Here is a 21,782-nt window from a genome sequence, read left to right on the forward strand (position 1 = left end):
CAATGCGGATGCGCCATTTTTTCCCAGCTGTCGTCCTTATCTGCCTCACAGGTTGCCAAACGCCCACCGATGGGCTCACTACCAGCGCTGCTCCAACAGATCTGAGCGGCCCGGCCGCAAGTGCCATTGCAGGCGATCTGGCGGGTCGCTTCGCCGAGCAGGCGGGATCGACCGCGACGCCGATCAGATTGCACAGGGACAGCTCTGACTTTGCGGTCGCTCTCGAGGCCGCATTAAAGGGCTGGGGCTACACGGTAGTGACGGACGACAAATCAGCAGGGACCGCGAATGCAACAAAGCGCATGGAGCTGGCCTACTCTCTTGCATCCTCGGACGGGCAGGTGCTTGCGCGACTGTCTACCGATCAACTCGAACTGGGCCGGGCATATACCGTCTCCAATGGAATGGCTGCTCCCGCCAGCCCGCTTTCCCTTATGAAACGCAACTGACGGCGGAGATGGCTCATGGTTCAATCGCTCCAACTCGGTAACCCCAATCTTTCCGCCAACGACAAGGGTATGAAGCGATTGAACCGCCTCCCTTTGTTTGTGGGGATAGGTATCACCGTTCTTTTCCTTTCCGTTCTGGTCTACGGCCTATCCTCTCGAGGGCTTCGCTTCGGTCAACAGATGCCCCAGGAAGGGGGCGGCAACGCGCCTGCATCCAGTTTTGCCGAACAGATGAAGCGGGGCGTGGCGGATGGCATTATTGGCGATCGAGACGATTCGCCAAGATTTCAGCCTACCCCGATCCAACCCATTCAGGAATCCGCGCAACCAGTTTCAGCAGAGCCACGGACCGAGCCGCGGCAACCAGCACGCACTCAGATGGAATCCGACGAGGAGTGGAATGCACGCATGTTGCGGGAACAGCGTGAACAGATCGCACGCGAACAACAGCGGCAGCGCATGGCGAGCCTGCAAGCAAAAGCAGCAGCCCTTGATTCACCGCTGACAATCGACATATCCGAGGTCGACAACACCGGATCGGGATCGGCTGGCATGTCACGAAGAGCGCAGCCGATCGGTGGAGCATCCGATCTGTACGCGGCGGCACTGCAAGCGGCTGCCGGCGGCCAGGTCGGCGATCAAAACAACCAGGCATCCAAGGAGGACTTCTTCAATTCCGATATCAAGGACCTCGGCTATTTGCCCAACCGGGTCGTGCCACAGCAATCCCGCTACGAGCTCAAGCGGGGATCGGTGATCCCGGCAACGCTGATCACCGGCATCAATTCCGATCTCCCCGGCCGGATCACCGCGCAGGTCAGCCAGAACGTCTACGATAGCGCCACGGGTCACTATCTGCTGGCTCCCCAGGGAACGAAGCTGTTCGGTCGCTACGATAGCAAGGTATCTTTTGGCCAGAGCCGCGCGCTTGTAGTCTGGACTGACATTATTTTCCCGAATGGTTCAACACTTCAGATCGGAGGGATGGCTGGCACGGATGCCGAGGGCTACGGCGGCTTCCGTGACAAAGTCGACAATCACTATCTGCGGACATTCGGCTCGGCGGCGCTCGTCGCCTTGATTGGAACCGGTATCGACATGTCCTTGCCGGAGAGTTCTACCCTTGCCACCCAGGACACGGCTTCCGACGCCGCGCGCAGGAATTTCGCCGAAACGTTTGGACGGGTGGCGGAACAAACGATTTCCAAAAACCTGAATGTTCAACCAACTATCAAGATCAGACCCGGGTATCGTTTTAACGTGATGGTCGACCAGGACGTGATCTTTCCTGGCATTTACGCGGACTAACCCCCGTCAATTGGCAATAACTGGCTTGATGCCATCACCTGCAAGAAGGCGAGCAAGAGCTTCGTAGTCTCGGCGATGCAGTAACAGGTGTTTCGTCCTGGGGATGACGAAGACGTCCGGAACGGGCAGCAACCTTGCTTCTTCCCCATCGATTGAGGCGTGCGCCTGTCCCAGGGGCGGATACGCTGGGTCCGCGGACCGGGCAAAATAGGTCGTGGTGCCGTCGGTACCCGGCATCATCCAGAAACCCTCGTCGGTTCGGGAGAGGATACCCGTCAGCAAATCGTCGATCGCCGACCCCGCGCCCATAGTTGCCATAAGTTTATCTCCGCTCCTTGAGTGAAAGACCCAGAACTCGCATCGGGGGCGAAAGGAGACAATGTGCAAAACTGCAGTGGAAGACTCGTCTGCCACCCGCTATAAGCGGCGGTGAGGCAGTACGCGCTGCCTCCGGGCTTTGTAACCCGAAGAACACCGGTTTGGTGCTCGCCGTTAGAGCGCCGAATTCCTCGATCTATGGTCGGGGAGCCGTGGACGTATGTCCAGGTTCCACCGAACTAAAGGTCCATGGGCTGAGTGTTCTCGGTTACAAACTCCCCGATCGCCAGGGGTCAGGAAGCAATGCGGGGGCGAACCGCGCTTTTGTTTTGGGAGGACGTGGCCATGGCCGATGAGGCGAATGGCGCTCAGATTGATGTGGAACTCAGGCCTTTGATCGGCCTGCTTGCGGACGTGCCGGAACCGATTGTCGAGGTTCTGACGGTGCAGGCGATAATGATCCACCGTGAACTCGTGCAGAAAGCAGAAGCTCTGTTCGAAACCCTTTCGGCCGAAGAGCGATCCGGGGCTGGGTCCGGCAGCTCTACACATGTAGCCTACCTTCAGGCGACTATCGAAATGCATGCCCAGATGTCTGCACTGACGACGCTCTTGAAGATTCTGGGCCGGACCCCGAAGCTTTGATCAACGCAAATTAGATCAGCCCACGGCGTACAGCCAGTCCTACCAGCTGCGTATTATTGGTCAGGTTGTAACGCTCCTTAACCCCGTCCAAGGTAATGCGCACGGTGCTGTACTTTACCTGTTCGAGGTCGGCCGTTTCATCGACGGTTTTACCGAGCTCGATCCATCGAACGTAGGTGGCCTCCTTCGGTGTCAGATAGACCTGCTCCTCGATCGTCGGCTTGATCCGCAAATGCTCGATATGGGCATGCAGTTGCCCTACGGCCGAAGCGGCCGCAATCGCATCGATGTCTCGCTCCAGGATCAGCTTCGGCTTGGAGGAAGCAAAAGTCAGCATTGAGATTGCACCGTTCGGCGTGGCGATGGGGATAGAGACGCCGGATCGGATGTCATAATCGGACGCGTCGGAAAAGAAGGCCTTTTCCTTGGCGGACAAGGAGCCCCGTTCTGCGCTGCCCGACCACGAAAATGCGCGCATCAGGCGTCGTGCCTGTGTCATGACTGGATCGAAAAGTTGGAACCCGTTGTCACGATATCGCGTCTGCCACTCTGGATGATAGCTCGAGACGCCATAGGCCTGACCGGGGCGAAGGTTCACGAAGGCGTATCCGGAAAAATCGAACCTGTCTGCCAGTTCTGCAAGTGCCGATTTCAGGGTCGTCTGATCGCGCGCGATTGCATTAATGTCCAAAAGTCTCTCAACCCACTGGGCCATCAATCATACCTCACCGCTTCAAGGCGCCGCCAACCGTACCCCTCTCTCCTGGAGGGACTCTGAGTTACAGCGCGATCCAACAGTGATCCGCGTGATAGTGGGGCATCCTAGATTGCATTTTAGCCATAAAATCCGAACTATTGAACAGTTTGTACCTTCAATGAGTTGAATTGCAAACCGCTAACGTTCTATTTTTCCAACTGGTTGAGGCAATAGACACTACATAACAACTTCTCCACGCAATGAGGTTCTGCAGCTGGATTGCTGGGACAGGGCGTGCAGGCGATTTGATCCCAAGGCGGATTTCGTGTAAATAACGTAACTGTAGAATTGCCCGAGGAGTCGATGTTATGACTGATATCCAATTGGAGGCGCTGATTGCGCTGATGGAGAAGCGGACGGAAGACGCCGCTAAGTCTCCAGAGGATGCTCGTCGTCATCTCGTCGATGCCGGGATCCTGTCGGTAGAAGGCAAACTCGCACCGGAGTATTCCGACGATGAGGATGCCGAGGAAGCTGCTGCAGCTTGAGTTCAAATTATCCTGCATATGTTCTGGGTTACCACGGCTGCGACAAGGCCGTCGGTATGGCAGCCTTGACGGGTACGTCGGCACTCCTTCCAAGTGAGAAGGCATACGACTGGCTCGGCTCGGGTATTTATTTCTGGGAAAATGACCCGCAAAGAGCATTTGAATGGGCAAGCCAGAAGGCGGCCAGCGGCGCATACAGTGAGCCGTTCGTTTTGGGCGCAATCATCGATCTGGGAAACTGCCTCGACCTTATCACGCGCAAGTACGTTCCCCTTGTCCAGACCAGCTATCGCATGCTGAAAGGCCAGTTCGACGCAATCGGGGAAAAAATGCCTATCAACCTCGACGCAAAAGGTGACAGGAATGCCGACAAACTCGTTCGCAGACTTGATTGCGCCGTCATCAACTACGTGCATACCCTGGTGAAGGAAACCGGCGCGCCCGAATTCGACACCGTTCGCGGATTATTCCCCGAAGGTGACGAAATTTACGACGGTGCCCGCTTTCGTGAGAGGACGCATACGCAGATCGCCGTCAGGACAGATGCTTGCATCAAGGGCTTCTTCCTTCCTCGAGACAGTGGAACTGCTCTGTCGACGCAAGCGCTGGCGCCTTGACTGCATGACATCGTCCTCTTCAGAGAAACCGACATCATTTCTGTCCACCAATCCGGGATAGATCGATTCGGATACCGGCGTCGGAAGCGTTCATCGGTTCAGCCGCTGTGTTCTCCTCTTCGTGAGGTTCCGGCTCACTGGCGGGCACCGCTTGCTGATGCTCCCCGGACCCTTTCCCGAAGAAAGTTGGTCCGCCCGGATCTTCGGCTTTGAAGACATTCTGTCCCTCGAAGTCTCCTGTTTTCCAGGCATAAATTGCGTCATCCAGCATCTGCGGAAGAAGCTGGTTGTTGGTGGGGCTGCCATACCATTTGGTGACGATGCGCGCCACCTTCGCAAACAGGGCGGTCCCGGTGCGCAAGTTCTCACAGCGGTCGAAAATATCCGGTTGTAGATCAGATGCGTCAGCAATTCCTATTCCGGCGGGAAGCTGCGTCACACCGACCCTCACCACTGCGCGACCGACATAGTCCTTGATTGTGCTCAGCGCCTCATCCGGCGTCCTCTGCTTCGGGATCAGGACCAGGCGCCCCCCTTGCCTGATCGTGATGGCCAAGGGATCATCAGAGCCGGCAGATGCAATGAACTGCTCGACTATGGCAGGTGGTAGCGCCGCATCGAAGCAATTGTCCGTCAGGGCAGCATCCATTTCTTTCTCCTTGTCACGTGTTGAAGGACATCACGAATGGTTTGTCGAAGAGGCGAGCCCAGGCCTCGACGCTCATCCGCTGAATGGCAACGATTTTCGTCCCCGTCGTCCACCAGCCGTTCCCGACGGCGAGGATCAACTCCGGCTCATGCAGCATGGACTGCAGGATTGGCCAGACGATCAACTGCTCATAGCAAATGAGCGGCGCGACCTTTTTCCCGCCAATGGCGGCCACGGGGTTGTCGAAGAAGTGCGCTTGAGCACCCACACTTTCTCCGACGAGCCGGCGCCACGGTTGCCACATGGAACCCGGGACGGGCATTCGCTCGCGATAGACCACCTCGGCGCTTGAGCCAGAGATGTGCACGAGCACATTGTCGTAGCCCGCTTCGGTGACGACCGCTGCACCGGCGATAACCGCATGTCGACCGGATTGAAGTTCCCTTTGCCAGCGACTTTCCAACGTAGGTGTCCAAAGTCCAAGCGCACTTTCGGGAAGAACAACCACATCTCCTTTCGCTTGCTCGATCTGCCTGACCGTTGCAACGAGGTCACGGTGATGGGCCAAGCTGCCGTCGCGGCCCAATTTGCTGCCCATATAGAGGTCGACGCCGTGCCAGCCGCGCTCTATTTCTGGTGGTGTCCAGAACGCGGCGGACCAGAGCCAGCAGCCCGCAAGGGCAACGGCTGCAGCCGGCCAATATCGGGTCACCATGACCGTGAGGCCGGTTGCCATTGCTGCGAGACCTGCCCAACCCAACCCGGGAAACAAGACGCCCGCGGCGGTGACGGGGTGCGCCCAGCCAACGATCCCAAATGGCGGTACGGCCATGAGGATCATCGCTGCGACGGACCGGATACCGAGGCGACGCCCTTCGTGACGGGTCCACAGGGCTGCATGTACAAGAACAAAGCTGCTCGACGCGACGAGCCACAGCAAAAGTCCTGGCCACAGATCGGATTGATAGAAGTTCGCCACGCCTTGCGGCAATCCCCGTGATGCAGCCAGAAAATATCCCGCAGATATGAGCGCAGCGGAGGCTCGACCGGCCGCACGAGACCACAGAAACGGAAAGGCTGCCGACAAAGGAAGAAGAAGAATTGATCCGCTCCAGCCAATCCAGCCGCAACTGATCGCTGCAACGACGAGAAGTGAAGTCTTTCGCTGGTCAGGGGTCATGGGTCAGCACCTCACGCGCCAATCCAAGAATACCTGTCTGCGGGATTGGTCCGAAGTACCGGCTGTCCCACGAGCCGGGGTAGGGAGAGTGTAGGACCACATCACCGAACGGCACGACACCTCCGCGATAGCGCTGAAGAGGGCGTCCCTGGCCATCGCGTTCGCTCACTTGTGAATTGGCAAGTGGCACACCGTTGATCGATACCGAACCGTCCACCTCTACCGTCTGCCCGCCGACCGCCACCACGCGCTTGATCAAGGGCCCCGTTTCGCCCGGGCAAAGTCCCCAGCGCAGATATCCTCTCTCTTTACCCTCCGCGTGCGCGGTGCCTTCCGGCATGCAGGCAAAGACGAGATCACCGATGGCAACGACGCGAGTGAGCGGTTCGATGCGCCAGATCCCGAGCGGCTCGCTTGGCGTGGTATTGACCCTGATGCCAGCGCCAAATCCGGCATACAACATCGTGGCAAGCCCGAGCGCAGCCGCTCCCAACATGACGACCACGACCTGTCCCGGACGTAAAGCTCGCCTTCTGTCTCGCACTTCGGCACTCATTTCAAAGAAAGCCCGGTGGTCTTGGCCTGACGCATCGTCTCCGTCTGTTTCAGGGCAGTCACCGTTCGCTCGTGGGCTGAGAGCTGCTGCACGGTTCGCAATGTCTTCCAGGCCGATTGAAGGTCCGCTTTTTGTGCCGGCGCCATGCCGGCCGACAGCTTTTCGAAGACCTTGCCGTCCGCCTCTTTCGCGGCCAGCGGCAGGAACGATCTTTCCCCGAAGCGCTCGGACACCGCCTTGGCAAACCCTTCCAGCTCTGCCTTCACCATTTTATCTGCGAGCGCGTATTCCAAGCCTGAAGGAAGATCGTTGCGGTCGATGGCATCACGGACCTTTTCGAGGGTCTGCCTGGCTGCATCGGACAGCGCCGGAACATCGATCGACATCTTCAGTCGAACGGCCCGCTCTTCCGCCTCATAGCGCCGCTCTGCCTCGGCCCGCTTTTGCAGGTAGCCATCCAGATCGCGCGCCAGCGCGGGGGCATTCACAATTGCCGTCTCTCGCGCCTGGGCATCTGCCTTGCCCGCGAAAAGCCCCGTCTTTCCTTTCAACGGCCCAAAGCTTTCCGGCTGCCTGGAAATCGCCGTGAGAGTCGACTTCGCGGTCTCGGAATTGGCAACCATGGCATCGACATTCACTGCGTTGAACGCCGCCTGCGGATCGGAATAGACGAGGTGGAAGCGGGCCGAGACCTCCTGCCACTGGCTCTTCAACGCGGGATCAGCCGAAACCTTGTCCTCGACCGATTTTTCGATTGATTTTGCAAATGAAGTGATGCCGGCAACCATGGGCTTCCTATCCTCCTGGATGACAGAGTTGGTCTGGTTTCGGGTTTCAGATGCTTCGCGCGCGCGTGCTTCGCCGGCGGCGTTATAGCGAAGTCCGAGCCGGCTCCCGGCGGCAGCCAGCCGCGAGACGAGATTGGCCAGTTTGTCCTTCTGACGGACGGTCCACTGCAGCCGATCGCGCAGTAGGGTGCGCCCGACATTCATCAGATGGAGCCCGCGCGCGTCCGCAAACCGCAGCGCAGCGCGATAAGAAGACGCGTTCTGATAGTCGAGTGTCGTCTCCTTCGATCCGTCGCGCGACAGCCGTTCATGCAGTCTCGCTACTGCCAGTTCCTCGACGGCCACGACCTTCCAGGTATTGCGATCGGCTTCGGTGCCATCCGGCAGAGTGACGCGCTCGGAACCATCGTGCTGAAGGCCGATGCGATCACCAATGCTTGCATCCGCCGCCGCCATCGCACGGGCAAGATCGACGCCCCACACGGTGCGCTCCTCGCCATCGGCAAAGCCGAGCGTGACGAAGTAACTGGCCCGGTTGTCCGGCTTGTGCTCGTAGGGTGCTTCACCATGGGCAATCAGCACGCCACCGCGCCGTTGGGCGAACTCCTCCAGCCCGACATACAGCTCGGCCGTCTCGCGATGGCGAGTCATGGCGACATAGGTGAGATGTCGATCCAGAGTGCTCGATGCCAGAACCTTTACCCGATCAACGGTGGCACCTTGGCTCTTGTGAACCGTGGTGGCATAGCCATGATCGACATTGGCGTAGAAGCGCTGCTCGACCACGACCTGACGACGATCATCGCCATCGCCGACCTCCGCAACGATGCGGCCTGGCTGAGCTTCGATCACACGCGCCAGCATGCCATTCTTGACACCGAGTGATCCCTCGTTTTTCAGGAAGACAATCTGGTCACCGGCCGAAAATTGCCGGAGCCCGTCTTCCGTCTTGAAGGCGTGGCCAGCCTCGACCAGACCACGTTCAACGAGCTTGCTGCGCGCCAACTCGTTCAGCATCCGGACATCGCGACGGCGATGGGCGAGGATCAGCGACGTCTTCGTTAGATCGTATTCGCGGTCCCATTCGGCGATCAAAGTCGAGATCGCATCGTCTCGTGTCCACCCCGTCCGGACCATACCCTGGCTCTCGTATGCGACGAGCGCGGCCGAGACGTTTCCGCGAGCGAGGTCAAGGGAGGCGTCGCGCATCCACTGCTCGCGCTGACGGTAGATCGTCTCCAGTTCCGCATAGCCAATCCGCTCGGAAATGGCGCGGAAGGCCGCACCCGCTTCGATCGGTTGGAGCTGATCGGGATCACCGACGAGAACCAGTTTAGCACCGGATCTTGTGGCTTCCTCAACGAAACGTGCCATCTGCCGTGAGGAGACCATGCCGGCCTCATCAAGAACCAGAACCGTCTTGTCATCGAGACGGTCGCGACCCTGATCCCAGCGCAGCTCCCAGGCCGAGAGAGTGCGTGACGCGATCCCTGCTTCCTTCTCCAGACCTTCGGCGGCTTTCCCTGCGAGGGCTGCGCCGACAACGCGATAGCCGGCCGCTTCCCAGACCTCACGAGCGGCCTTCATCATCGTGGTTTTGCCAGCTCCTGCGCGCCCGACAACGGCGGCAATCCTGGTCTTACCAGCGATACGTTCGATCGCTGATTTCTGCTCGTCCGAAAGCCGGTCATGCCGTTCGAACGCCTGGGTAAAAACGCGGCTCGCAACACGGTGTATGTGCTGCCGCCCGAGCCAAAGCGCGCGGTTCGCCATCTCCGCTTCGATGCGAATGAGGTCATGCGTGGTGTATTTTGCCGGAGATCTGGCACCCGTGGAAAACGAGATCCGCTCGCTATCCAACCGCAGTGCATCCGGGTGCTGCAGGACCCGCGCCATCAGATCTCGAAACAGGGTCGGATCGTCGATATAGCGGTGCAGAACCTTGGCGATATCGCGTTCGTCGAAAACGCTCTTTTCCCGCGTGATGAGATCGAGGACGAGGCCGGGATCGCGCTGGATCCGCCGCGCATTTTCCTCGCGGCGCTCTTCCTGGAGCTCGATCCGTTCGAGCTTTACCGCAGCGCTGGATGCTGTCTCACCAGCTTCATCCGCCTTCCGCTCGATCGCCGTGGCGCCGACACCAACATGGATGGTCGGCTCCAGCGCAATCCCCTGCTTTTCGAAGGAACGACCATCGATGCGGATATCGAGACCGGCTAAGGCAAGATGCCGGTTCTGACAGGCAAACCATCCGTCCCGGAACGCGTTGAAGTCGGCGGCGCCACCGGCCCAAAGCTCGTAGACGATCTTGCCAGCGTCATTGCGCTGAGCCTTTCCATCTTGTCCGAGGACCGCAACCTTCTTCGCCCCGAAACCATCTTCGGTCAGCGGCCGCAGCGTCGTCATCAGATGGATATGCGGGTTGCCCGGCGCATCATGCAAGACCCAGTCGGCGATCATGCCGAAAGCGGTGATGTGCCGTTCCACGAAATCCCTGACCAGGGCAATATTCTGCACTGCCGAGAGCTCGATCGGCAGTGCGATGGTAACGTCCTTTGCAAGCTGGGCATCTGACCGCTTCTCGAAACTCTCCACCTTATTCCAAAAGGCCTCGGACGCTCCAGAAACGGACAGGTCCGCCACCATCGCCCGCAACCAGTCCGGAGCGTTGACCGGGATCACGAACTCTTCGTGAAGGAGCCCCTGCTTGCGGGTGTAGTCAATTGTCCTCGCTTCCCGCTCGTAATCCATTTTCGCGCAGTGCCGGTACGCCGCAGACAACACAGCGCTGCGGCCGGAGCCGCGGGCGACAATGCTGACTGAGAAATGCGGGACGGCCACAGGTAGAGTTCCTTTAGCAAACGATTCCAGTCGTTTCGGAGACTGCGGCGGCCCCGCCAGGCCGCTCTTCGAGCACGTCGCATCAGCGACGTATAATTGCGCCCTTGGATCCGCTTCTTCGAAACGGCGGGATCATTCGCCAAAAGCTGGCGCTTTGGCGAGGTGCAAATTTGCACCTTTCGAGCGGGAGAAAATTGAGGGACCGTTGGACCTCATCGCCACGCAAAGAAGACAGGAGATCGCCGTCATGAAGAAGACTACAGCAAAAATCCGCGAGGAACTCGCTCGACTTCAGGAGGAACTGAAACAGGCTGAGACGCGAGATGCCGAGCGGATCGGGCGCATCGCATTGAAGGCGGGCCTTGGAGATTTCGACGTCGAGGCAGGTGAGCTTCAATCTGCCTTCGAGGAAATCGCCAATCGGTTTCGGAACGTCGGTAAAGCAGGTGCAAGTGCCGCGAAGACGGCAGTCGGGGCTGGCCAGGCTGCGGGCCAATCTCAGGAGGCTTGATCGGATGACCCGGACCAGTGTCGCCGAAGCCCGCAAGAAGGACACCCGCGAGAAAATTGAGCTCGGCGGACTGATCGTCAAGGCCGGTTTGCGCTTCGAGAAGCGGGCACTGCTGCTCGGTCTTCTGATGGATGGCGCGTCGCGCGTGAAAGCGGACAGCGCGGAACGGGATCGCCTGATGGCCATCGGTGCGGAGGCCTTCGGCAATGACGACCACTAGAGTCGTGCTTGTCATCATGCCGGTCGTGCTTATGGCAACGATCTGCCTGATCTTTCCTGGTATCGAAAACTGGCTGGCAGCATTTGGCAAATCGGAGCAAGCCAGGCTGACGCTCGGTCGGATCGGACTGGCGGCGCCCTATGTGTTCGCCGCCGCATTGGGCGTCATCTTCCTGTTCGCCGCACAAGGGTCGCGGAGCATCAAAGCGGCTGGATGGGGAGTGGCCAGCGGCACACTTTGCGTGCTGGCTATCGCGTTCATACGGGAAGCAACGAGGCTCGCCGGTTTCATCGGACAGCTGGAGGCCGGGCGAACTCTGCTCTCCTATAGCGATCCCTCGACGGTGGTCGGAAGTGGAGCGGCCGCCGTCGCTGGCGCGTTCGCGCTCAGGGTCGCGGTGAAGGGCAACGCTGCCTTTGCCCGGAGCGAGCCGAAGCGGATGCGCGGGAAGCGCGCATTGCATGGCGAGGCAGACTGGATGAAAATGACGGAGGCCGAGAAACTGTTTTCCGGGACAGGCGGGATGATCATCGGCGAGAAGTATCGCGTCGACCGGGACAGCGTCGCCGCTCTGGCGTTTCGGTCCGGCGATCCCACGACGTGGGGCAACGGAGGCAAGTCACCGCTGTTGTGTTTTGACGGATCCTTCGGCTCCTCGCACGGGATCGTCTTTGCCGGCTCCGGTGGCTTCAAAACGACCTCTGTCACCGTCCCGACTGCCCTCAAATGGGGCGGGACGCTGGTTGTCTTGGACCCCTCGAACGAGGTGGCGCCGATGGTGAGCGAGCATAGGCGCAAGGCGGGTCGGCGGGTCGTCGTGCTCGATCCGAAAAACTCGACGTCGGGCTTTAATGTCCTGGACTGGATTGGCCGCCACGGCGGAACCAAGGAGGAGGATATCGCAGCGGTCGCCTCCTGGATCATGAGCGATAGCGGTCGCGCGACCGGCGTGCGTGACGACTTCTTCCGAGCTTCCGGCCTGCAGTTGTTGACAGCGATGATCGCCGACGTTTGCCTGTCGGGGCACACGGCCGAAAGGGACCAGACGCTGCGGCAGGTACGGGCCAACTTGTCGGAACCCGAGCCGAAATTGCGTGCGCGGCTGCAGGAGATTTACGACAATTCGGAATCGGATTTCGTGAAGGAAAACGTCGCCGCTTTCGTCAACATGACGCCTGAAACGTTCTCCGGCGTTTATGCGAACGCGATCAAGGAAACCCACTGGCTGAGCTACGGCAACTACGGCGCCCTCGTCTCGGGTTCGAGCTTCACGACCGACGCGCTGGCAGACGGTAAGACCGACGTCTTCATCAATATCGACCTGAAGACGCTGGAGACACATGCGGGTCTAGCAAGGGTGATCATCGGCTCGTTCCTGAACGCAATTTACAACCGCGACGGCGCGATGGAGGGCAGGGCGCTTTTCCTCCTCGATGAGGTGGCGAGGCTCGGTTACATGCGGATCCTGGAAACGGCGCGAGACGCGGGCCGTAAGTATGGCATCAGCCTGACGATGATCTATCAGTCGATCGGCCAGTTGCGGGAAACTTATGGAGGGCGGGACGCGTCGAGCAAGTGGTTTGAGAGCGCCAGCTGGATTTCGTTTGCAGCGATCAACGATCCTGAGACCGCCGATTACATTTCACGGCGATGCGGTACAACGACAGTCGAGATCGATCAGGTCAGTCGCAGTTTTCAGTCGCGGGGATCATCGCGCACGCGATCCAAGCAGCTGGCGTCACGACCGCTGATCCAGCCTCACGAGGTCCTTCGCATGCGTGCAGACGAACAGATCGTCTTCACAGCCGGCAACGCACCACTCCGCTGCGGTAGGGCCATCTGGTTTCGTCGTGCTGACATGAAATGCAGCGTCGGGGAGAACCGGTTCCAGAAGGCAAGGGACGTCGCTGATACCGAGCAACAAGCGGCCGACCGCAACGAGTGAAGAACGGGAGGCAGAGATGCGATACTGGGAAGCCTGCGAGGCGAATGTTACCGCGGAGGAGGCAATCGAGGAATGCGCAAAGCACAAAATCATCGCGGGGGTCCGGATGACAGACAAGGCGTTGTCTGATGCCGAGACGGGTGAGGTAATTGCGCAAGCAGATCAACACGGAGAGTATTACGGCGGCGATGTGCTCGGCTATCTTGGCTACTGACCTATGACCCGCATCTGTATCATCCGCGGGAGGATCGTGACCCGAATGGGCGAAGACGGCTTGCCGGCTTCGTGAGCTCCGCGAATAGAGCCGTACGCCAGAGGCGGACCGCCCAGTGGCATCGTTGCATGGTTCACGAATATGAATCGATGACGCGCGACCGATTCAAAACAGTCGTTGGACGTCGCAGCCTCGGCACGCAATCATGTCGCCATGATCACCCAGCGCTACCAGCTTTATGTCGAGCGAACCGACGCCCGGAAAAACATGGCCCGTTTCTACGCATTGTCCATTGAACCAAACCTGTTTGGCGAGGCTTGCCTGACGCGACGATGGGGACGGATCGGAACCACGGGACAGACGCTGGTTCACAGTTTCGAACGAGAAGGCGACGCCGTATCGCTTTTCCTGGAACTGCTTCGACAAAAGCGAGGCCGGGGATATGCCACAGTATTGCGAGGCAAGCGGCTGGATCGCTAAGACCACAACAATGCTAAAATCACGAGGAATGACGTTGGTCGACAATGCCAAGAAGTCCCGGACCCAAAACCAGAACCACCGGAGACTGATCGCGTCTTACGGATTCGTTGTTTTCACGGCAATTATGGGCACAACAAGTCACGGTGAGGCCGCCGAGCACATCAAGCTAACGGGTGCCATAGGAATATGCGCAAAGGCTGCGCGTACCTCATGCGTTATCGACGGTGATACACTCTGGTTGAGAGGGGAAAAAATCCGGGTTGCCGATATAGACACGCCGGAGATCAGTGAGCCGAAGTGCACGGCAGAACTCCAACGCGGCAACCGTGCCACCGCCCGCCTTGTCGCACTACTAAATGAAGGACCGTTCGAGCTCCACGCGTGGCCGGGACGGAACGTCGATAGATATGGGCGCAAGCTGCGTGTCCTCGTTCGGGACGGTCGTAGCCTTGGTGATGTCCTTGTCTCGGAAGGCTTGGCGCGGACGTGGTCGGGTCGACGCGAACCTTGGTGCGATCGCTGATCCGAAGCCGACCCGTATGACCGGGTCGGCTGGACGAGCGTTAGGGCTGTCGCTCCCAATCACTTTCGAAGTTGAGTTCAACCTCAACGAAGAACGGGATCTTGATCGCGATCTTCATGCCCAGCTTGCCCTTTCGGAAGAAGTGGCAGACCACCTTGGCAAGGGAGCGAAGCCGGCGGCCGGTTGCTGTCAAGAACTTGGCGAGTTGTTGCATGTGGTTTCTCCTGTCGATTACGTTTCGTCGCGGGGATGAAATGCGGATCGGGAAGGAATGTGATCAAGCATGGAATAAGGACCCCGCATTTGGGGTGATCGGCATCGAAACGGGACCCCCATCTGCGATGGGGTTACAACAGCCTCCGGTTACATCGGAGGCTTTTTGGTTGGATGCTTATTGTGGAAACAATCTTGAAGATACGACGCCTTGCGCATGTGCAGGGCAAGACGATCAAAGCGATCTGCCGGGAGTTAAGCATATCGCGTAAAGTGGTGCGGAAGGTTTTGCGCACCGACGAGACGGAGTTCAAATACGAGCGGACCCGTCAACCTCAGCCGAAGCTCGGACCATGGCGCGATCAGCTCGATGAAATACTGCTTTCCAACGAAGCCAAGGCTTCCCGAGAACGGTTGACGCTGATCCGGATATATGAGGATTTGCGCGACCTCGGCTACGACGGCGGTTACGACACCGTTCGGCGCTATGCGAGAACATGGTCGAAAGAGCGCGGGGCCGTGACGGCGCAAGCATACGTGCCGCTCTATTACGCGCCCGGCGAAGCCTACCAGTTCGACTGGAGCCACGAGATCGTCGTTCTCAATGGAGTAACGACGACAGTGAAAGTGGCCCACGTCCGGCTCTGCCACAGCCGGATGATGTATGTGAGAGCCTATCCGCGCGAGACGCAGGAGATGGTCTTCGATGCCCACGACAGGGCATTCGCCTTCTTCGGCGGAGCCTGTACGCGCGGCATCTATGATAATATGAAGACAGCAGTGGACGCAGTCTTCATCGGCAAGGAACGCCAATACAACCGCCGCTTCCTTCAGATGTGCAGCCATTTCCTTGTCGAACCGGTAGCCTGCACGCCAGCTTCGGGCTGGGAGAAAGGCCAGGTCGAGAACCAGGTCAATCTGGTGCGAGAACGCTTCTTCACGCCGCGGCTACGCTTCAAGTCCTATGATGAGATGAACGGCTGGCTGCTGGACAAGTGCATCAGTTACGCTCGTGCTCATAAGCATGTCGATCAGACGGAGCGCACGATCTGGGAGGTGTTTGATGCGGAGCGGCCGCATATGATCAGTTATCCTGGCAAGTTCGATGGTTTCCACGCTGTGCAAGCCTCGATCGGCAAAACCTGCCTCGTCCGTTTCGACAACAACAAATATTCGGTGCTGTCCACCGCAGTCGGTCGCCCGGCCGAGATACACGCCTATGCCGACCGCATAGTCATCCGGCAAGGTGGCGTCGAGATCGGGCAGCACGACCGCCACTTCGGCCGTGGTGAGACGATCTATAATCCATGGCATTACGTTCCGGTCCTGACCCGCAAGCCGGGAGCGCTACGCAACGGTGCTCCGTTCCATGACTGGGTTTTGCCTGCCGCCATGGAGAAGGTGCGCCGCCGGTTAAAGGTCATGCATGACGGCGACCGGCAGATGGTGTCGATCCTCGAATGCGTCGGTCAGGACGGGCTTTCCACCGTCGAAGCGGCCTGCCAGGAGGCACTCGATCAAGGCGTGTTCTCATCCGCCGTCATCATCAACATTCTGGCCCGCAAGCGTAATCCGCAACCGACCGCCATCCTTTCCATTCCCGATGCGCTTCGCCTGACCCATGAGCCTTTGGCCGATTGCGCACGTTACGACAGCCTCAGGAGGGCAAGTTGATATGGAGCGATCTCAAATCCTCGACATGATGGGTACGCTGAAGCTGTTCGGCATGCGCAGCGCCTACGACGAGACAATGGCCTCCGGCATCAAGCGTCAGCACGAACCGCCCCGTATCGTCGGCGATCTGTTGCAGTCGGAGATTGCCGAGAAGCAAGCACGGTCGATCAAATACCAGATCACCATCGCCAAATTGCCGCTGGCCAAGGATATCAACGACTTCGACTTCACCGATACACCGGTAAACGAAGGGCTGGTACGCCAGCTCGCGACCGGAGAATTCCTCGCGGAGCAGCACAACATTGTACTGGTTGGCGGGACCGGAACAGGAAAGTCTCATCTGTCGATCGCGCTTGCCCGTGCCCTGATCCGCAACGGAGCGCGGGGCTGGTTCTTCAATGTCGTTGATCTTGTCAATCGGCTTGAGACAGAAGCACGTAATGGCAAACAGGGGCGGCTTGCCGACTTTATCACCAGGCTCGACTTCGTCATCATGGACGAACTCGGCTACCTCCCGTTCGCTCAGGCAGGCGGCCAGCTTCTCTTCCATTTGATCAGCAGGCTCTACGAGCGAACCTCGATCATCGTCACCACCAACCTGGCCTTCGGCGAGTGGCCGGCGGTGTTTGGCGACGCCAAGATGACTGCCGCTCTGCTCGACAGGCTCACACACCACTGCGAGATCGTGGAAACCGGAAATGAATCTTGGCGCTTTAAGAACCGCTCTCAAAGCTAAAGGCGAAGAGACAAACAATCCGCGCCCGCAGGCCCTGCGCTAGATTGAAAGCTCCAGGCCTACGCGCGCTGACCCTATGCAACCAGAGGCAGGGGTCCTTTTTGGAAGCCGATAAGGGGTCCCGTTACCAAGCCGATTGACAGTCAGACCCACGTAAAGAACCCTATCACCCGAGACTGGTCGGTGGACAGCCGCGACGAATTCTTCATCACCAATTCCCATCAGGATGGCGAGTGCATGCGCGTGAGCGTGAGCGTGGCTGAATTGCGCTGCGGTCATGACGTCGGGATGGGCATCGACCCAGATGACGGCGAGCTCGTCACCGTACCGCTCACTGAGGTGCGCCGTCGGAGCAAGGTTTACAAGGCAGTCGCCGCCCAGCGTCACAATCGCGTCCGGATCGTGCCGTGCGATTGCTGCGCGAGCAGCGTTGAGGTTGTCAAGAAGCGCCGAGCGCGACTTGATGCCTTTATCTACTGGCCGGTCTTGATCGTTCGGTCTGACCACTGCGATAGTTTCCACGGGTCCAAGAGGATCAGGCGCTATAGCTGCCAGAACACGCGCGCCAACATAGTAGCCAGGATGATCGCCGCCCTGCCACTGCGGAAGATTGAGCCTGAGCGTTTTTGCCGGGTCGATCGCCATATGTGTCACCTTCTCTGCCCACGGGCACTCACGCTCATATCAGTTGAACGACACAGATAGAGATGTCGAAGCAACGTTTCCAATAGCTGCCTTAGTGCCGCCAAGCTCTGGCTGACCACCGATCACTTCAATTCGACACCACGATCCGAGGCAAGCGATGTGGTGATGTCCCAAAGTTTTGTCGCCTTGACGGGATCGAATGCGAGGAGTTCCGGTGTCCATGTTTTGCGTTTGCGAAGAATACCACCCTTGATGTCTCCTGCCGAACTCTTCACGAGAGCAGTGACCGCGTTGCGGGCAGACATCTCCGGCTTTGTACCGATTAGCCCCAAAAGCCGCATGATCAGAGGCATCTTCGGATCGAGCATGGCCTTTGTCTTGGTAGGTCCCACGCATACTGCGGTCAACGTAACAGGACGATTCACCCAGAGCCGTGACGCCTCCTGGATATGGAGGAAGCTGAGCGCATGACTGCCGAGCGCCGATTTGAAGAAGCTCCATTTCGTGCGTTCGTATTGAAGGTCATCGAGATCAGGCAACTGTTTCTCACCGACCGCACCGGAAATATGGATCACTCGCCCGTCACCTGAGGCTGACAGCGCCTCGACCAGCAGGCGATTGAGCATCGCACGTGCAAGGTATTGCAGGGCGAATGTGAATTCCAATCCATCGGATATCATGTGCTTGCCGCCATGCGCGCTCATGGCGGTGTGCACCACACCGTGAAGCTCTGGCTTCCAGGCGAGCACACCGTCTGCCGTCGTCTTCACTCCGGCAACGGTGGACAGATCTCCCCGCAGAAACTCGGCAGACTGTGCGCCTGCTTGCCTCAGCCGTGAAACGGTCTCCGAGCCCGCTGCGCCATCGCGTCCAACCACGAGCACATTGGCATGGCGGCGGGAGATTTCGGTTGCTGCCGCCTGGCCGATACCTGCCGTGCCGCCGAAGAAAACGAAATTGGTGCCATCGAGCTTGCGTTCATCCGACATGGCGAACCTCCAAAGCCAGAGCCGAGGCGCGTTCGATGGCTGCAGCTAGCTCATCCTCGCTGCGTCCGCCATTGAGAACGAATTTCGCCCCAAACACAAAATGCGGCACCGACGTCACGCCTTGCGCGGTAGCGCTTGCAACCTCCTCACGCGTTCTTGCCAGCTCTAGCGGGTCAGTGATCAGTCGATAGGCTTCATCGCGTGCAAATCCATGGTTCGATGCGATATCGGCGAGCACATCGGCATCTCCGATGTTGGCGGCATCCTGGAAATAGGCCCATGTGATGGCAACCGCCAAGCTATGCTGCGTCCCGCGTGGGCCCGCCAGACGGATCAGTGTATGCGCACCGACCGTCGGATAGGCGAATGGCTGGCGAGCAAGATCAAGATCTAGCCCTGATGTCCGCGCCTCGGCATGCGGACGCGCCCATGCTTTGGCAGGGTCGGTTATTCCATAGCGCGATTTCATCAGGTCGACGATCCTGAAACCCTCCGGCGGGCAGTCCAGCAGGATAACCGGATGGTGGTGGAGGTCGGCTTCGACTTGGGGAAACCGTTCCATCAGCACCTTGTCGAGACGGTGCAGTCCGATGATGCACCATGGGCAACTGATTTCAGTGAAAAGGTCGATGCGAAGTTTCGTCATAACAGCGTCTCTCAGCTAGATACATTTTGTTCGTTACGCTAAGATACGACGTGGAAAGACCTGCGCAAGGAGGCACATTTTTGGGAATGACGAACAAGATTGTTAGTGAGGGCGAGCCGACCGCCCCGGATTGTCGGGCGCTTGCAGATGTTCTGGCGCGGGTCGGCGACAAATGGACAATTATGGTGGTTGGTGCACTTTCAAACGGGCCTATGCGCTACAATGCGATAGGCCGTCTGATAGACGGTATCTCGCAACGCATGCTGACGCTTACCTTGAAGGGTTTGGAGCAGGACGGCCTTGTAACGCGGACCATCTACCCGACTATTCCTCCCCGCGTCGACTACGAGCTAACCGAGCTCGGCCGGACGTTGCTGCAGCCGATAATGGCGCTATTCGAGTGGGCGAAACAACATCAGCCATCCATGATGGAAGCACGGGCGAAATTTGTCAGTGCTGCTACAAATACCAAACCATGAGAGAATCCGTTCTGTCGGACGGGAATGTCGTCTTTCAGTTCTCTGCGTGCCACCTGATGTCTACCCAGCATAAGTCCGCTAATGGCGCAAAGTCGCCCTCAGTGGGGCGGCTTAGTGGCGACCGAGGCTTCGAAAGCCGCTTCTGTCTCGGCAAGCTGCGCCTCTGCTATCGCAAGCTCGGCGGCAATCTGTCGGCGCTCAGCCTGATCGAGAACCGTCGCAATTTCAGCGCGCAGTTCTTCAATCTGGATTTCGAGTTCGTAGGTCATCTTTAGTCTCCTTGACGTTTGTGAAAGATGGCCATCCGACCCGAGAATGGCATCGCGGGGTCAGGGATCGCGGAGCGACCGGCGGAGCCGGGGAGTGGGGGAGCCGATTTACGCAGGTTGCCCATCGGGCGGCTGGAGTAAATTGGGGGAACCGCTCATCCTTGGGGCCGGCATGTCCGCTTGGTACGATCGCTTATTCTGAGCAGCTTTCCCGCTCACCGTATGCCAACCAGAAAGCCGGCCCTGGCTCGATGCCCGGTCCGGCTTTGATTTTCGGAGGAGAAGAAGGCTCCGCCGGTGGCGGAGCCTCGTGATATCGATCAGTCCCGGTTCGGGCGGGACCAGATAAGCTGGAGGCCATCCTCGCCTTCGACCTCCGTGAGAGTTGCGTAGATCGGGGCCGGGAAGCTCGGATCGTCGAGTTTGACCGAGAGGTAATCGCGGCCCTCACCGGAAGTTTTCTGCCAAGCGGCGCCCAGTTCGACGCTTCCGGCGTACACGCGGAACTGCGGCCCTTTGTCGGAGGGGTTCTCTACCCGGGCGATGCGTGCCTTGACGTTGAGGGCGAGAGTGCGAATGGAGCCGGTGAAGCCGTTTTCGGTGGACGTGAAGGTGCCGATGGTTGCCATTGTCGTATTCCTTTTCTCGTGTTCGGGCCGCGCCCATCGCGGCCTCGATGGCAGTCGCAAAGACCGGTGACGATCGGACCGCACCTGATAAGGCCGCAATGAAATGGAGGGCGGCAAGGTGCAGATTTGTTAGCGGGAGAGGAGGAGGGCGCAGCGTTCCGGGGTAAGAAATCTGAACCTTGTCGTTGCGGGAAGACGATCGAGGCGCAGCCGGTCTCCGGTCAGACATGCCACATCGAGCCCGCAGATGGGTTGCCGGAAACTCTGACGTGAAGGGATATGGCAATGGCGTTCAGCAATACCCGCCGGAAAAGGCCACATCCAGACGCTTTCCCACCACGATCGTCGTCACGACGCGCATTGATAGAGACAGAGACTCTGCTTAGTTTCGCCCGCTTGCCCGCCATGCCATTTGCGATATCGTTGGCCTCGCGATTCGCAACCAGGAGGAATGATGCGTCAGCAGGCCAAGCCGTTCATCATTGAGCGCAAACCATCCCGCAAACCCAAATCCGACGCTCAAAAACCATCGATCTGGGGTAGGCTGGATGCTGACATCGCACAAGGTCTCAAGGATCAGCAGGTCAACGATCACGCGGCTGCCACCGCTGGTGCCGATCGCGACTGACCCTCAGGCCGCAGCCTTCAACTCCTTTTCCGGCTGCAAGGAATGCAGAAAGCTCACCGCGCGCTGCGCATGAGCCGCCGCCTGAAAAATCGCCCGCTTGTCGTTGGCCAGCACCGATAGCCACGACTGCAGATAGGACGCATGATCCGGCCGCGGCTCGAGCTCGGGTGCAATGCCAAGATCAGCGCAGAGGAAGCAACTGCCAAGCTCGGCAATGAGTTCTTCACGCGCACGCTCCGTCGGGTCCTTGGCGTAACGCGAAAGGTCACGGCCGACGCGATGTGTCGCCGCAGTCCAGTGCGTGGCCTCATGGCTGAGCACGGCTGCGTATCCGGCAGCATCGCGAAACGCCTCAAAGGGCGGCATCTGGATATAGTCCATGACC

General features: G+C 58.9%; 27 protein-coding genes and 1 pseudogene. 15 read left to right on the plus strand and 13 right to left on the minus strand.

What is annotated here, in order from left to right:
* The first annotated feature begins 2 nt into the window (after positions 1–2).
* Together trbH and trbI are read left to right on the plus strand one after the other, a co-directional pair.
* Positions 3–449 carry a conjugal transfer protein TrbH gene (gene trbH / locus ACQZ5Y_RS24430; RefSeq protein ID WP_233283745.1) on the plus strand — a complete coding sequence of 149 codons (447 nt, stop codon included), beginning with the start codon at positions 3–5 and terminating at the stop codon, positions 447–449.
* Between the two features lie 15 nt (positions 450–464).
* Positions 465–1,757: an IncP-type conjugal transfer protein TrbI gene (trbI, locus tag ACQZ5Y_RS24435; RefSeq protein WP_121557934.1), complete on the plus strand. Its 1,293-nt coding sequence runs from the start codon at positions 465–467 to the stop codon at positions 1,755–1,757.
* 6 nt (positions 1,758–1,763) lie between these two features.
* Here the strand turns inward: trbI and ACQZ5Y_RS24440 are convergent, their stop codons facing one another.
* Complete coding sequence (locus ACQZ5Y_RS24440; protein ID WP_121557933.1) at positions 1,764–2,075, minus strand: hypothetical protein; 312 nt, start codon at positions 2,073–2,075, stop codon at positions 1,764–1,766.
* Positions 2,076–2,420: 345 nt separating this feature from the next.
* Here ACQZ5Y_RS24440 and ACQZ5Y_RS24445 point away from each other — a divergent pair, with 345 nt between their 5' ends.
* Positions 2,421–2,720, plus strand: coding sequence for a transcriptional repressor TraM (locus tag ACQZ5Y_RS24445; protein ID WP_121557932.1), 300 nt, complete (start codon positions 2,421–2,423; stop codon positions 2,718–2,720).
* A 10-nt stretch (positions 2,721–2,730) separates the two neighbouring features.
* Here the strand turns inward: ACQZ5Y_RS24445 and traR are convergent, their stop codons facing one another.
* Positions 2,731–3,435 (minus strand): autoinducer-binding transcriptional regulator TraR, encoded by a 705-nt coding sequence (traR, locus tag ACQZ5Y_RS24450; protein WP_121557931.1) that lies wholly within the window; start codon positions 3,433–3,435, stop codon positions 2,731–2,733.
* Positions 3,436–3,785: 350 nt separating this feature from the next.
* Between traR and ACQZ5Y_RS24455 the strand changes: the two genes are divergently transcribed.
* Entirely contained in the window at positions 3,786–3,965 is a 180-nt protein-coding gene (locus ACQZ5Y_RS24455) for a hypothetical protein (protein WP_052821072.1), read from the plus strand.
* Entirely contained in the window at positions 3,962–4,582 is a 621-nt protein-coding gene (locus ACQZ5Y_RS24460) for a hypothetical protein (RefSeq protein ID WP_121557930.1), read from the plus strand. Before ACQZ5Y_RS24455 ends, ACQZ5Y_RS24460 begins: the two co-directional genes overlap by 4 nt.
* Before the next feature lie 34 nt (positions 4,583–4,616).
* On the opposite strand, the gene ACQZ5Y_RS24465 is transcribed toward ACQZ5Y_RS24460, so the two are convergent.
* The 4 genes from ACQZ5Y_RS24465 to traA are packed head-to-tail and all read right to left on the minus strand — an operon-like array spanning position 4,617 to position 10,596.
* A complete protein-coding gene (locus ACQZ5Y_RS24465) occupies positions 4,617–5,231 on the minus strand; it encodes a TraH family protein (protein ID WP_121557929.1) in 615 nt (204 codons plus the stop codon).
* A gap of 13 nt (positions 5,232–5,244) precedes the next feature.
* Positions 5,245–6,411, minus strand: a complete 1,167-nt coding sequence (locus tag ACQZ5Y_RS24470) for a conjugal transfer protein TraB (protein ID WP_121557928.1) — start codon at positions 6,409–6,411, stop codon at positions 5,245–5,247.
* Entirely contained in the window at positions 6,401–6,907 is a 507-nt protein-coding gene (gene traF, locus ACQZ5Y_RS24475) for a conjugative transfer signal peptidase TraF (RefSeq protein ID WP_233283755.1), read from the minus strand. The genes ACQZ5Y_RS24470 and traF overlap by 11 nt, the downstream gene beginning before the upstream one ends.
* Positions 6,908–6,963: 56 nt before the next feature.
* The gene (gene traA / locus ACQZ5Y_RS24480) at positions 6,964–10,596 is read right to left on the minus strand and encodes a Ti-type conjugative transfer relaxase TraA (RefSeq protein WP_121557926.1); all 3,633 of its coding nucleotides are present in this window, start codon (positions 10,594–10,596) and stop codon (positions 6,964–6,966) included.
* 247 nt (positions 10,597–10,843) lie between these two features.
* On the opposite strand from traA, the gene ACQZ5Y_RS24485 reads away from it, so the two are divergent.
* From ACQZ5Y_RS24485 to ACQZ5Y_RS24510, 6 genes are all read left to right on the plus strand, one after another.
* Positions 10,844–11,107 carry a TraC family protein gene (locus ACQZ5Y_RS24485; RefSeq protein ID WP_121557961.1) on the plus strand — a complete coding sequence of 88 codons (264 nt, stop codon included), beginning with the start codon at positions 10,844–10,846 and terminating at the stop codon, positions 11,105–11,107.
* Between the two features lie 4 nt (positions 11,108–11,111).
* Positions 11,112–11,327 carry a type IV conjugative transfer system coupling protein TraD gene (gene traD, locus ACQZ5Y_RS24490; RefSeq protein WP_052821066.1) on the plus strand — a complete coding sequence of 72 codons (216 nt, stop codon included), beginning with the start codon at positions 11,112–11,114 and terminating at the stop codon, positions 11,325–11,327.
* Complete coding sequence (traG, locus tag ACQZ5Y_RS24495) at positions 11,314–13,272, plus strand: Ti-type conjugative transfer system protein TraG (RefSeq protein ID WP_121557925.1); 1,959 nt, start codon at positions 11,314–11,316, stop codon at positions 13,270–13,272. Before traD ends, traG begins: the two co-directional genes overlap by 14 nt.
* A 16-nt stretch (positions 13,273–13,288) precedes the next feature.
* Positions 13,289–13,486 (plus strand): hypothetical protein, encoded by a 198-nt coding sequence (locus tag ACQZ5Y_RS24500; protein WP_121557924.1) that lies wholly within the window; start codon positions 13,289–13,291, stop codon positions 13,484–13,486.
* A gap of 213 nt (positions 13,487–13,699) precedes the next feature.
* Positions 13,700–13,966 carry a WGR domain-containing protein gene (locus ACQZ5Y_RS24505; RefSeq protein WP_121557960.1) on the plus strand — a complete coding sequence of 89 codons (267 nt, stop codon included), beginning with the start codon at positions 13,700–13,702 and terminating at the stop codon, positions 13,964–13,966.
* A 124-nt stretch (positions 13,967–14,090) separates the two neighbouring features.
* Positions 14,091–14,489 carry a thermonuclease family protein gene (locus ACQZ5Y_RS24510; RefSeq protein WP_233283754.1) on the plus strand — a complete coding sequence of 133 codons (399 nt, stop codon included), beginning with the start codon at positions 14,091–14,093 and terminating at the stop codon, positions 14,487–14,489.
* Between the two features lie 40 nt (positions 14,490–14,529).
* Here the strand turns inward: ACQZ5Y_RS24510 and ACQZ5Y_RS24515 are convergent, their stop codons facing one another.
* Positions 14,530–14,703, minus strand: coding sequence for a hypothetical protein (locus ACQZ5Y_RS24515; RefSeq protein ID WP_162995352.1), 174 nt, complete (start codon positions 14,701–14,703; stop codon positions 14,530–14,532).
* A 173-nt stretch (positions 14,704–14,876) separates the two neighbouring features.
* On the opposite strand from ACQZ5Y_RS24515, the pseudogene istA reads away from it, so the two are divergent.
* A pseudogene (istA, locus tag ACQZ5Y_RS24520) lies at positions 14,877–16,370 on the plus strand (IS21 family transposase); the annotation flags it as partial.
* A gap of 7 nt (positions 16,371–16,377) precedes the next feature.
* On the plus strand, positions 16,378–17,112 hold the full coding sequence (gene istB / locus ACQZ5Y_RS24525; protein ID WP_121557921.1) for an IS21-like element helper ATPase IstB: 735 nt from the start codon (positions 16,378–16,380) through the stop codon (positions 17,110–17,112).
* A 39-nt stretch (positions 17,113–17,151) separates the two neighbouring features.
* Here istB and ACQZ5Y_RS24530 read toward each other — a convergent pair whose 3' ends face one another.
* The 3 genes from ACQZ5Y_RS24530 to ACQZ5Y_RS24540 form a co-directional block, all read right to left on the minus strand.
* Positions 17,152–17,757 (minus strand): arginase family protein, encoded by a 606-nt coding sequence (locus ACQZ5Y_RS24530; protein ID WP_121557920.1) that lies wholly within the window; start codon positions 17,755–17,757, stop codon positions 17,152–17,154.
* Positions 17,758–17,879: 122 nt separating this feature from the next.
* Complete coding sequence (locus ACQZ5Y_RS24535; RefSeq protein ID WP_121557919.1) at positions 17,880–18,746, minus strand: SDR family NAD(P)-dependent oxidoreductase; 867 nt, start codon at positions 18,744–18,746, stop codon at positions 17,880–17,882.
* Entirely contained in the window at positions 18,736–19,392 is a 657-nt protein-coding gene (locus ACQZ5Y_RS24540; protein WP_121557918.1) for a DsbA family oxidoreductase, read from the minus strand. The genes ACQZ5Y_RS24535 and ACQZ5Y_RS24540 overlap by 11 nt, the downstream gene beginning before the upstream one ends.
* Before the next feature lie 86 nt (positions 19,393–19,478).
* Here ACQZ5Y_RS24540 and ACQZ5Y_RS24545 point away from each other — a divergent pair, with 86 nt between their 5' ends.
* Positions 19,479–19,871: a winged helix-turn-helix transcriptional regulator gene (locus ACQZ5Y_RS24545; protein WP_121557917.1), complete on the plus strand. Its 393-nt coding sequence runs from the start codon at positions 19,479–19,481 to the stop codon at positions 19,869–19,871.
* Positions 19,872–19,969: 98 nt separating this feature from the next.
* Here the strand turns inward: ACQZ5Y_RS24545 and ACQZ5Y_RS24550 are convergent, their stop codons facing one another.
* Both ACQZ5Y_RS24550 and ACQZ5Y_RS24555 read right to left on the minus strand, forming a co-directional pair.
* Complete coding sequence (locus ACQZ5Y_RS24550) at positions 19,970–20,140, minus strand: hypothetical protein (RefSeq protein ID WP_162995351.1); 171 nt, start codon at positions 20,138–20,140, stop codon at positions 19,970–19,972.
* A gap of 320 nt (positions 20,141–20,460) precedes the next feature.
* Positions 20,461–20,769 (minus strand): DUF736 domain-containing protein, encoded by a 309-nt coding sequence (locus tag ACQZ5Y_RS24555; RefSeq protein ID WP_092587933.1) that lies wholly within the window; start codon positions 20,767–20,769, stop codon positions 20,461–20,463.
* A 454-nt stretch (positions 20,770–21,223) separates the two neighbouring features.
* On the opposite strand from ACQZ5Y_RS24555, the gene ACQZ5Y_RS24560 reads away from it, so the two are divergent.
* Positions 21,224–21,397 (plus strand): hypothetical protein, encoded by a 174-nt coding sequence (locus tag ACQZ5Y_RS24560; RefSeq protein ID WP_162995350.1) that lies wholly within the window; start codon positions 21,224–21,226, stop codon positions 21,395–21,397.
* Between the two features lie 3 nt (positions 21,398–21,400).
* Here ACQZ5Y_RS24560 and ACQZ5Y_RS24565 read toward each other — a convergent pair.
* The coding region (locus tag ACQZ5Y_RS24565; protein WP_272871270.1) for a zincin-like metallopeptidase domain-containing protein at positions 21,401–21,782 on the minus strand (382 nt) is incomplete at its 5' end.

Source organism: Agrobacterium sp. A3-95, from assembly GCF_053521785.1.

What these genes read in the sequence shown, in the direction of transcription:
- trbH (WP_233283745.1), top strand. Translation starts at nt 3, where the DNA reads ATGCGGATGCGCCATTTTTTCCCAGCTGTCGTCCTTATCTGCCTCACA.
- trbI (WP_121557934.1), top strand. Translation starts at nt 465, where the DNA reads ATGGTTCAATCGCTCCAACTCGGTAACCCCAATCTTTCCGCCAACGAC.
- ACQZ5Y_RS24440 (WP_121557933.1), bottom strand. Translation starts at nt 2,075, where the DNA reads ATGGCAACTATGGGCGCGGGGTCGGCGATCGACGATTTGCTGACGGGT.
- ACQZ5Y_RS24445 (WP_121557932.1), top strand. Translation starts at nt 2,421, where the DNA reads ATGGCCGATGAGGCGAATGGCGCTCAGATTGATGTGGAACTCAGGCCT.
- traR (WP_121557931.1), bottom strand. Translation starts at nt 3,435, where the DNA reads ATGGCCCAGTGGGTTGAGAGACTTTTGGACATTAATGCAATCGCGCGC.
- ACQZ5Y_RS24455 (WP_052821072.1), top strand. Translation starts at nt 3,786, where the DNA reads ATGACTGATATCCAATTGGAGGCGCTGATTGCGCTGATGGAGAAGCGG.
- ACQZ5Y_RS24465 (WP_121557929.1), bottom strand. Translation starts at nt 5,231, where the DNA reads ATGGATGCTGCCCTGACGGACAATTGCTTCGATGCGGCGCTACCACCT.
- ACQZ5Y_RS24470 (WP_121557928.1), bottom strand. Translation starts at nt 6,411, where the DNA reads ATGACCCCTGACCAGCGAAAGACTTCACTTCTCGTCGTTGCAGCGATC.
- traF (WP_233283755.1), bottom strand. Translation starts at nt 6,907, where the DNA reads ATGTTGGGAGCGGCTGCGCTCGGGCTTGCCACGATGTTGTATGCCGGA.
- ACQZ5Y_RS24485 (WP_121557961.1), top strand. Translation starts at nt 10,844, where the DNA reads ATGAAGAAGACTACAGCAAAAATCCGCGAGGAACTCGCTCGACTTCAG.
- traD (WP_052821066.1), top strand. Translation starts at nt 11,112, where the DNA reads ATGACCCGGACCAGTGTCGCCGAAGCCCGCAAGAAGGACACCCGCGAG.
- traG (WP_121557925.1), top strand. Translation starts at nt 11,314, where the DNA reads ATGACGACCACTAGAGTCGTGCTTGTCATCATGCCGGTCGTGCTTATG.
- ACQZ5Y_RS24500 (WP_121557924.1), top strand. Translation starts at nt 13,289, where the DNA reads ATGCGATACTGGGAAGCCTGCGAGGCGAATGTTACCGCGGAGGAGGCA.
- ACQZ5Y_RS24505 (WP_121557960.1), top strand. Translation starts at nt 13,700, where the DNA reads ATGATCACCCAGCGCTACCAGCTTTATGTCGAGCGAACCGACGCCCGG.
- ACQZ5Y_RS24510 (WP_233283754.1), top strand. Translation starts at nt 14,091, where the DNA reads ATGGGCACAACAAGTCACGGTGAGGCCGCCGAGCACATCAAGCTAACG.
- ACQZ5Y_RS24515 (WP_162995352.1), bottom strand. Translation starts at nt 14,703, where the DNA reads ATGCAACAACTCGCCAAGTTCTTGACAGCAACCGGCCGCCGGCTTCGC.
- istB (WP_121557921.1), top strand. Translation starts at nt 16,378, where the DNA reads ATGGAGCGATCTCAAATCCTCGACATGATGGGTACGCTGAAGCTGTTC.
- ACQZ5Y_RS24530 (WP_121557920.1), bottom strand. Translation starts at nt 17,757, where the DNA reads ATGGCGATCGACCCGGCAAAAACGCTCAGGCTCAATCTTCCGCAGTGG.
- ACQZ5Y_RS24535 (WP_121557919.1), bottom strand. Translation starts at nt 18,746, where the DNA reads ATGTCGGATGAACGCAAGCTCGATGGCACCAATTTCGTTTTCTTCGGC.
- ACQZ5Y_RS24540 (WP_121557918.1), bottom strand. Translation starts at nt 19,392, where the DNA reads ATGACGAAACTTCGCATCGACCTTTTCACTGAAATCAGTTGCCCATGG.
- ACQZ5Y_RS24545 (WP_121557917.1), top strand. Translation starts at nt 19,479, where the DNA reads ATGACGAACAAGATTGTTAGTGAGGGCGAGCCGACCGCCCCGGATTGT.
- ACQZ5Y_RS24550 (WP_162995351.1), bottom strand. Translation starts at nt 20,140, where the DNA reads ATGACCTACGAACTCGAAATCCAGATTGAAGAACTGCGCGCTGAAATT.
- ACQZ5Y_RS24555 (WP_092587933.1), bottom strand. Translation starts at nt 20,769, where the DNA reads ATGGCAACCATCGGCACCTTCACGTCCACCGAAAACGGCTTCACCGGC.
- ACQZ5Y_RS24560 (WP_162995350.1), top strand. Translation starts at nt 21,224, where the DNA reads ATGCGTCAGCAGGCCAAGCCGTTCATCATTGAGCGCAAACCATCCCGC.